Here is a 6714-nt window from a genome sequence, read left to right on the forward strand (position 1 = left end):
TGATGTACCTTATTACTGTTATCCTCTGGTGGTACCGGGCATAACCTATATTCCAGAGATTGATTCTTCCATCCGGGCCCGGCTCATTCCCCCTGGCGAAGCTCCTGATCCCCGGTCTCTTTCAGCCCGCGAGGCCCTTTTGGATTATAATGCCCTCCCCGGTCCGCTTACCGTCCGCCGGCGACGGGAGGGGGACCGGTTTCAACCCCTGGGTATGACAACCCATACGAAATTGAAAAAGTTTCTCATTGAGCAGGGAATTCCCCGGGAAGAGCGGGATCGCCTGCCTCTGGTTGAGTCCGGGCACGAAATTGTTTGGGTGGGAGGGGTGCGTCCCGGCGAACCATGGAAAATTACCCCTGAAACAAAAAGGTGCCTTTATTTAAAAATCGTGGAAGGGGAAGGGCAAGCGGACACTGAATTCGGGTGCTGATAAAATGTCATAAGACATAAGACGGGTTTTTATAAAGGGATAACCCTGGTTGCGCCGAGTAAATTGAAACGGGATAATGAATATGTTAAAATTATATTTATGGTTGAATTGATTGGTTTTCTTGAGAGGAGTGGCTTTGTTGAGCAGGGTCCTGAAAAATTTGAGCATCTACCTTTTGATCGTGCTCGTTATTATAATGTTGATCAAGTATACGCAGCCACCTGTGACCGGGGTAGAGGACTGGACTTACAACAGGTTTTGCCAGGCAGTAAACCAGGGCCAGGTTCAGGAAGTGACCATTCAGTCCCGGGAACATACCAACCTGATCACCGGGACAACAAAAGACGGTACCAAATTTCAGGTTACCGGATTAAAAAATGATGCCCAGATAACTTCTTTTTTGCTTGAAAAGGGCGTCGAGGTGAAAATTCAAGAGCCCCCATCGCCGGGCTGGTGGGCCAATATATTGACCAGCCTGTTGCCCATTTTAATCTTTGTACTGCTCTTCTTCTTCATGATGCAGCAGACCCAGGGCGGGGGCAACAGGGTGATGTCTTTCGGTAAAAGCCGGGCGCGCCTGCATACCGACGATAAAAAACGGGTAACCTTTGCAGATGTGGCTGGTGCCGATGAGGTCAAGGAAGAACTGCAGGAGATTGTGGAGTTTCTGAAAAACCCCAAAAAATTTGCCGAACTGGGAGCCCGTATCCCCAAGGGGGTTCTCCTTTACGGGCCGCCCGGGACGGGCAAGACGCTTCTGGCCAGGGCAGTAGCCGGGGAAGCCGGGGTGCCCTTTTTTAGCATCAGCGGTTCGGATTTTGTAGAGATGTTTGTAGGCGTAGGTGCTTCCCGGGTGCGGGACCTTTTTGACCAGGCCAAGAAGAATGCTCCGTGTATCGTTTTCATTGACGAAATTGATGCCGTAGGCCGGCAGCGGGGTGCAGGCCTGGGTGGCGGTCACGACGAGCGCGAACAGACCCTGAACCAGCTTCTGGTGGAGATGGATGGTTTCAGTCCCAACGAAGGCATCATTATCATTGCTGCCACCAACCGTCCGGACATCCTGGACCCCGCCCTGTTGAGGCCGGGCCGCTTTGACCGGCAGGTGGTGGTGGATATTCCCGACGTGGCGGGGCGCAGGGAGATTCTCAAGGTGCACGTACGGGGCAAACCGCTGGCCCCGGACGTGGACCTGGATGTGCTGGCCAGGCGCACTCCCGGCTTTACCGGTGCAGACCTTGCAAACCTGGTGAACGAAGCTGCCCTTCTGGCCGCTCGCAACAATAAAAGCCAGATTACCATGAAAGAACTGGAGGACTCCATCGAACGCGTGATTGCCGGCCCTGAGAAGAAGTCCAAGGTCATCAGTGAACAGGAAAAGAAACTGGTGTCCTATCATGAAGCCGGCCATGCAGTGGTGGGTTATCTCCTGCCCAACACGGATCCCGTGCACAAGGTATCCATCATTCCCCGGGGCAGGGCCGGGGGGTACACCCTGCTATTACCGAAGGAAGACCGCTACTACATGACACGCTCCATGCTTCTGGATCAGGTGACCATGCTTCTGGCCGGGCGGGTCGCTGAAGCTCTGGTGTTGAAAGAAATAAGCACGGGTGCCCAGAACGACCTGGAGCGGGCTACCGAAATTGTCCGGCGCATGGTTATGGAGTACGGCATGAGTGAAGAAATCGGCCCCATGACCCTGGGACGCAAGCAGGAAACTGTATTTTTGGGGCGTGACCTGGCCCGGGACCGGAACTACGGTGAGGAAGTAGCCGCCGCCATCGACAAGGAAGTGCGGCGGATGATCGAAAGCTGTTACAACCGGGCTGAAGAGCTCCTGGAAAAGCACATGAATACGTTGCACCTGGTGGCCAAAACACTCTTTGAGAAAGAAACCCTGGAGGCGGATGAATTTGCCGCCCTGATGAAACAGGCCGGGGAAGAGGAACACAGTGCCAGAGATTAAGCACCGGGGGCTGTTTTACGTAAATATTCAGGAAAGCCGTTATGACAAGGATGCGGCTCTGTCCGGAGCGAACGACTTGCGAAGCGCCGGTAACAGCACCCGGCGAACCCAGCACTCACCGGCAAAGATGTTCATATTCCAAGGCAAATGCAAAGGCAGTAGAAAATTTGGCCTTCGCAGTATGGCTTATTCAGTGAGTGCTGGGCGGCTCGGCTCTCGAGGACGCATGATGAACTACCCGGAAGAAGACTTTTTTAAGACATATTATTTCAACAGGTAACAACGAAGAATGAATTAGTGGCGGGCAATCCGCAGAGAGCCAGAGCCGGCCCGAAGCAAGCCGCGGTGCTGTCGGCGCGGAGCACTGGAGTAAGCGAGGACAGCGCCGCATCCAACCGGGGTTCACTGAATATTTACGTTTCACTGCTCCGGTAAATACATACGGGAGGAGTTGTCTTATGGAACGGACTTACGTGATGATCAAACCCGACGGGGTTCAGCGGAATCTGGTGGGCAATGTTATTGCTTGTTTTGAAAAGAAAGGGCTTAAGATTGTCGGTCTGAAAATGATGCGCATCTCGCGGGAGCTGGCGGAGAAACACTATGCAGAACATAAGGACAAGCCCTTTTTTGAATCCCTGGTGAATTACATTACGTCGGGGCCGGTGGTGGCCATGGTGCTGGAAGGAAAAGACGCGGTGGCCACGGTGCGGGCAATGATGGGGGCTACCAATCCATTGAAGGCGGCACCGGGGACCATCCGGGCCACTTACGGTATGGATATTGGACGCAATGTGGTCCATGGTTCCGATTCTCCTGCCAGTGCTGGGCGGGAAATCAGTCTTTTCTTTTCCCCGGAAGAGCTGGTGGATTACCAGCGGGATGTGGACCGCTGGATTTATGAGTAAGAGTGGCGTCAAGGGGCCACTCTTTTTTTTCAAGGACTAATTTTAGTGAACATATAAAAAGATTTTTTTAAGCAGGAATTCTCTGATAAAGTGGCGAACTAGAAACTAATTACAAGGGGTGAAAGGGGATGCCTGGAGAACTGAAAATTGGTTTGCGCGGCCAGGCTGTGGCCCGGGTGACGGAGGAAAATACCGCCCTGGCTTACGGCAGCGGCGGGGCAAAGGTTTTTGCCACCCCCGCGATGATCGGCCTCATGGAAAGTGCGGCCCTGTCGTCGGTAGACCCACTCCTGGAACCCGGACAGATTACCGTGGGCATCCGGGTGGATGTGGAACATCTGGCCGCTACGCCCATTGGTATGGAGGTTGTTGCCCGTTCGGAGCTGGTGGAGATTGATGGCAAACGGCTGGTCTTCCGGGTGGAAGCTCACGACGAACGGGAGTTGATCGGCCGCGGTATCCATGAGCGTTTTATTGTAAATCAGGAGCGTTTTCTTGCCCGGACTTCCGCAAAACTTAAAACCGGTTCTTGATTGGAGAGTGGAGATCCCGGCCTAATCCGGGATTTCGTAAATTGATAACTCGAACGTTTTAATAGGTGAGGGGGGAGGAGAAGGAATAGTAGAGTTACGACGAGAGAGATTAAATTAATTTGAAAAAGTTCTGGTATGAAAGGGGAGGACAAGAAATGCCTTACGATGCCACTAAGATGGCAGACTGGCAAATTGCCGAGGAAGCGGAAAAGAACATGCCTACTCCCGGTGAATGGCGGGAAAGGCTCGGCCTGGAAAAAGACGAGATCATTCCCTACGGGAGAATTTGCAAGCTCGATTTCATGAAGATCATCGAGCGTCTGAAAGACAGGCCCAACGGTAAATATATCAATGTGACAGCCATCACCCCCACTCCCCTGGGAGAGGGTAAGACGACCACCACAATCGGCCTGGTTGAAGGCCTGGGTAAGCGGGGCAAAAATGTGGGCTGTGCTATCCGCCAGCCGTCGGGTGGCCCTACTTTTAACATTAAGGGAACGGCTGCCGGCGGGGGTAACGCCCTGGCTATTCCCATGACCGAATTCTCCCTGGGCCTGACGGGGGACCTCAACGACATCATGAACGCCCACAACCTGGCCATGGTAGCCCTTACCGCCCGCATGCAACACGAGCGGAACTACGACGATGCCGAACTGGCCAAGAGGAACCTGCGCCGCCTGAATATCGACCCCACCAGGGTGGAAATGGGCTGGACCATCGACTTCTGTGCCCAGGCGCTGCGCAACATCATCATCGGTATCGGTGGCCGGATGGACGGCTACATGATGCAGTCCAAGTTCCAGATTGCCGTCAGTTCTGAGCTTATGGCCATCCTGGCGGTGGCTAACGACCTGAAAGACCTGCGCGAGCGCATAGGCAAGATCATCGTGGCTTACGATATGAAGGGCAACCCGGTTACCACCAGTGACCTGGAAGTGGCCGGTGCCATGACCGCTTTCATGCGCAATACCATCAACCCCACCCTCATCTCGACCGTGGAATACCAGCCGGTGCTGGTCCATGCCGGTCCCTTCGCCAACATCGCCATCGGCCAGTCTTCGATTATTGCCGACCGGATCGGCCTCAAGATGTTTGACTACCATGTTACCGAGAGCGGCTTCGCTGCCGACATCGGTTTCGAGAAGTTCTGGAACGTCAAGTGCCGCATGAGCGGTCTGGTGCCCAATGTTTCTGTAATAGTGGCAACCATTCGTGCTCTGAAGATGCATGGCGGCGGGCCGAAGGTCGTGCCGGGACGTCCGCTCCCCGAAGAGTACACCAAAGAAAACCTGCCGTTGCTCGAGAAAGGTATCGAAAACCTGATTCATCACATCGGCATTGTCAAGAAGGCTGGTATCAACCCGGTGGTCTGCATCAACTCCTTCTATACCGACACACCGGAGGAAATCAAGCTGGTACGCCGTCTCGTCGAGCAGGCTGGCGCCCGCTGCGCGGTCTCCGAGCACTGGCTCAAGGGCGGCGAAGGCGCGCTGGAACTCGCCGATGCAGTCATCGATGCCTGCAATGACCCCGTTGACTTCAAGTTCCTCTACCCGCTGGAAATGCCACTGCGCCAGCGCGTCGAAATTATAGCCAGGGAAGTTTACGGGGCCGATGGCGTAGTCTGGACACCGGAAGCCGAGGCCAAGGCAAAGGCGATCGAAGAGAACCCCGCATACCGCGACTTCGCCACGATGATGGTGAAGACGCACTTGAGCTTGAGCCATAATCCGGATGCCAAAGGCGTACCCAAGGGTTGGGTGCTGCCGGTGAGAGACGTCTTGATCTTTGCCGGTGCCAAGTTCCTCTGCCCGATGACCGGTACCATCAGCCTGATGCCAGGAACCAGTTCCGACCCCGCTTTCCGGAGAATCGACGTGGACGTGAATACCGGAAAGGTTATCGGTCTGTTCTAAACATTGCCAGTTGAAATAGTTGAAATACAGGGTGTTTGAAGAGAGCACCCCGGCCGAACCGGGGTGCTCTCTTGTTCAAAACCGGTAGTGGTAAAATGCGAGCTACCTGGTTATTAAATTGACATTTGTTCAGCCTGTAATTATAATGGTATGGTGAAAAAACTCACCTGATCACATTACCTGGCAGGGATGGTACAGGGTTTAATTATGTAGTATGGTACGTTAAAATGTTGTTAAGTTGGGAGTGTTGTATATGCCCAGACCGCCAAAATGCCGGCGGGTTGAATTCTTGCCACGGCTTACCTTTTTCAAGCCGGCGGGGGTACCCCTGCGGGACCTGGAGGAGGTAGGCCTGACGGTTGAGGAACTGGAAGCCATACGCTTAAAAGACCTGTTGGGTTTGGAACAGGAGGCTTGCGCTGAAAGGATGGGCGTTTCACGTCCCACCTATCACCGCATTTTAAGCGCAGCCCGTGCTAAGGTGGCGGAAGCGCTGGTCAACGGCAAGGCAATCCGGGTTGAGGGCGGTAATTTCCAGCTTGTCATGCGCCGTTTTCACTGTGATGGCTGCGGACACGAGTGGGAGTTGCCCTGCGGACAGGGCCCCCGGGGTGCCGAAATGGTTTGTCCCAATTGCGGTAGTACCAGCTTTTACCGGATTGACCAGGAGGGGAATCCCTTCGGGTGTCAACGCTGGCAGAGACATCACGGACAGGAGTAGTTGTAGCCTGGAATAAAAAATATTGCCCGCAAAAACGGGGTGGGTGCGGTGCAGCGGGTGGGGCGGATTATTGGTGATAGCTTTTACCGGTACTGCCTTGAGCAGAATGCGGTCCGGGAAGTGGACAGGCCCTTTTGCCGTCACGATTTCCAGCACATGCTGGATGTGGCCCGTATAAGCTATATTTTAATGGTGGAAGGCGATCAGCTTTCTGATTTTACCCGTCAAAATCAC

6 protein-coding genes and 1 pseudogene are annotated in these 6714 nt (G+C 54.1%); all 7 read left to right on the forward strand.

Features of this window, described 5'->3' with window-relative positions; all coding sequences use genetic code 11:
- Positions 1-433, forward strand: a 433-nt coding sequence (gene tilS / locus ACPLUI_RS09170; RefSeq protein WP_424659962.1) for a tRNA lysidine(34) synthetase TilS, incomplete at its 5' end; no start/stop codon positions are given.
- A 139-nt stretch (positions 434-572) separates the two neighbouring features.
- Positions 573-2402 carry an ATP-dependent zinc metalloprotease FtsH gene (ftsH, locus tag ACPLUI_RS09175; protein WP_424659963.1) on the forward strand — a complete coding sequence of 610 codons (1830 nt, stop codon included), beginning with the start codon at positions 573-575 and terminating at the stop codon, positions 2400-2402.
- A gap of 458 nt (positions 2403-2860) precedes the next feature.
- Positions 2861-3310, forward strand: coding sequence for a nucleoside-diphosphate kinase (gene ndk, locus ACPLUI_RS09180; RefSeq protein WP_424659964.1), 450 nt, complete (start codon positions 2861-2863; stop codon positions 3308-3310).
- 128 nt (positions 3311-3438) lie between these two features.
- On the forward strand, positions 3439-3843 hold the full coding sequence (locus ACPLUI_RS09185; RefSeq protein ID WP_424659965.1) for a thioesterase family protein: 405 nt from the start codon (positions 3439-3441) through the stop codon (positions 3841-3843).
- Between the two features lie 155 nt (positions 3844-3998).
- Positions 3999-5759 (forward strand): formate--tetrahydrofolate ligase, encoded by a 1761-nt coding sequence (locus ACPLUI_RS09190; protein WP_424659966.1) that lies wholly within the window; start codon positions 3999-4001, stop codon positions 5757-5759.
- A gap of 253 nt (positions 5760-6012) precedes the next feature.
- Entirely contained in the window at positions 6013-6480 is a 468-nt protein-coding gene (locus tag ACPLUI_RS09195) for a DUF134 domain-containing protein (RefSeq protein ID WP_424659967.1), read from the forward strand.
- Positions 6481-6519: 39 nt separating this feature from the next.
- Positions 6520-6714: pseudogene (locus ACPLUI_RS09200) on the forward strand (HD domain-containing protein); the annotation flags it as partial.

The organism is Desulfofundulus sp. (genome assembly GCF_049701015.1).
Lineage (GTDB): Bacteria > Bacillota > Desulfotomaculia > Desulfotomaculales > Desulfovirgulaceae > Desulfofundulus.